This window comes from Catenulispora pinisilvae, assembly GCF_015356865.1.
GTDB lineage: Bacteria > Actinomycetota > Actinomycetes > Streptomycetales > Catenulisporaceae > Catenulispora > Catenulispora pinisilvae.
In genome coordinates, this window is sequence record NZ_JAAFZA010000468.1 from 1 (window position 1) to 2,295 (window position 2,295).

The following is a 2,295-nucleotide window of genomic DNA, read 5'->3' on the forward strand; positions in this document are numbered from 1 at the left end:
ATCCTGCCCGCGCTGACCACTCTGCCCGCCCTGCCGTGCCAAGGCGTCCGCGGCATGCGCCAGCTCATCCAGCGCCAGCTGCGCGTCGAGCAGCCGCCGCCGAAGGGCGTTGGCCTCGTCGTCCCCGACCGTGCTGCCCGGCTCGGCGAGCCAGCCCTCGATCACCAGCGCGGTCTCCGCGAGCCGCAGGCCGCGCGAGTGCAGACGCCGCGCGGCTCGCGCCGTACGCCGCGCGTCGCCCTGCGCCTCCAGCAGGTCCGCGCACGCCCGCGCCACAGCGCCGGCCCGTGCGGCGAAGGCGCCGCGCAGGCGGGTGAGGGTCCGGCCGGAGTGCTGACGCAGCACGGTCAGCGCCAGGAGCAATGAGACGCCGGTCCCGATCGCGAGGTCGGCCATCAGGGTCGGGAGGGTCGAGACCTTCGCGCCGAGGAAGGCCGCGAAGAAGTAGCCCATGAACAGCATGAAGCCGTAGAAGAAGAACACCGGCCCGAATCTGCGCACCCAGACCGCCGCGAACATCACCACGACGAACATGCTCAGCATCGTGTCCGTGCGGCCCGCGACCAGCGCGCCGGGGAGCATCCCGGCTCCGAAGGCGACCGGGAAGAAGAGCGCGGTGCGCACCTTCGGCCAGCTCGCGGTGCCGGTCAGGGCCATCGCCCCCATGATCGCGACCATGCCGCCGAGCATCATCGCGACCAGGATCGCGCGGGCCGCGTCGTGCTGGGCCTTGGCGTAGCCGAACTCGATGCCGAGCGTGACGGACATCGCGACCGCCGCCGAGAACGCCATCCGGGCCCGCACCAGGCCGGGGTCGGAGGCCACGACCCGGTCCCACAGTTCGCGCAGCGCGCCCGCCCGTATGCCGCCGCCACCCGACGTGACCGTTGCCGTAGCCGTTGCCGTGCCCACCCGCAGCCTCCCATCGCCCCACCGCGGCCAGTCGCTCCGGCGCCGGTCAGGTCGCGAACCAGGCGGCCGGACGGCCTATCCTGCGGGGAAGGCCGCGGCCCGGAAGAATTACCTGCATCATACCGATAATTGGGAGGCAGCTGTGGAGGCAGCACGCGAGAGCCGGGTCACAGCGGCGGCGTCCGCGCCGGCCGGCACCGGCGCGCCGGATCGGAGCAGTGCGGCGGGCGGCGCTGGCACGGGCACAGGCATGGGCACGTCGGGCACGGGCACAGGCACAGCGCACCGAAGCAAGGCGGCCGACCCGCCGCACCGAGACGAGGCCCTGGACCGCGTCGAGCGGCAGACAGCCGTCCTGGTCCGCCACATCGAGCTCCTGTACCGGCGCACCGACGTCCACGACACCCTCGACCGCGCCGAATACCTCCTCCTGCGCACGCTCGACGACTCCGGCCCGATGAACATCAACGCCCTGGCCGCCGTCCTGGGCCTGGACCCGTCGACCGCCGGCCGCCAGGTGTCCGTGCTCCAGAAGGCGGGGTTCGTCGCGCGCAGCCCAGACCCGGCCGACCGGCGCTGTTCGGTCGTGACGCCGACCGCGGAAGGCCTGGCCCGGATGCGCGAAGTGCAGACCAAGCGCACCGAGAACCACGAATACCTACTCCGCGACTGGACAGATGAGGACGTGCAGACCCTCGGCGCGATACTCGCCAAGTACAACACCTCGGTCGCGGAGAAGTACCTGACCGGTTCGGCGCTGATCGAGGAGACGGCTGCCGGGAAGTAGTCGCGGCGGCCTGTAGCCGCGGCAGCCTTAAGACGAGACGATCGGCTAGAGCTAAAGACAGCGCCGAATCAGCTGAGCCCGCCTCGGATCCGCCAGAAGCAGAGCCCGGCCGAGACCGCGGTGAAGAGCGCGTAGATACCCACGGCCCAACCGTGTCGCCCGCGCGGCATGCCCGGCACCGACCGAAAGCACGGTTCGGGCGGTGCGCGACAGTACTTTCGGCCGGTGCAGCGGCGGAGGCGGCGTCACCTACGCTGATCTGCATGGAGGCGACGGACTCGGTGGCGGCGGGGCGCAGTGGCACCAAAACCACAGTCCAGCCCGGGGCCGTGGCCAACGCGCTCTTCGCCATACTCTGCGCAACGCTGCTGGTCTTCATCGCCGACCGCCTGGCGCGCGAGGGCCGGGTCTGGGCGCTCGACTTGGCCACCGGGGTGGTGGTGTGCGGGGTGGCGTTGGTCCGGCGGCGGCGTCCCTTGGCCGCGCCGATCGTGGCGCTCGGGGTCAGTGGCGTCGCGGCAGTGGTCGCCATGGTCGCCGGGTTGCCCGGTGAGCCGGGGCCGGGCGCGATGCTCGGGCTGATGGCTGTCTCTTAT

1 protein-coding gene and 2 pseudogenes are annotated in these 2,295 nt (G+C 72.0%); 2 read left to right on the forward strand and 1 reads right to left on the reverse strand.

Annotated features, from left to right (window positions below):
* Positions 1–912, reverse strand: a pseudogene (locus IZR01_RS48925) (hypothetical protein); the annotation flags it as partial.
* A gap of 142 nt (positions 913–1,054) precedes the next feature.
* On the opposite strand from IZR01_RS48925, the gene IZR01_RS48930 reads away from it, so the two are divergent.
* Together IZR01_RS48930 and IZR01_RS48935 are read left to right on the forward strand one after the other, a co-directional pair.
* Positions 1,055–1,699 carry a MarR family winged helix-turn-helix transcriptional regulator gene (locus tag IZR01_RS48930; RefSeq protein ID WP_323747326.1) on the forward strand — a complete coding sequence of 215 codons (645 nt, stop codon included), beginning with the start codon at positions 1,055–1,057 and terminating at the stop codon, positions 1,697–1,699.
* Positions 1,700–1,962: 263 nt separating this feature from the next.
* A pseudogene (locus IZR01_RS48935) lies at positions 1,963–2,295 on the forward strand (hypothetical protein); the annotation flags it as partial.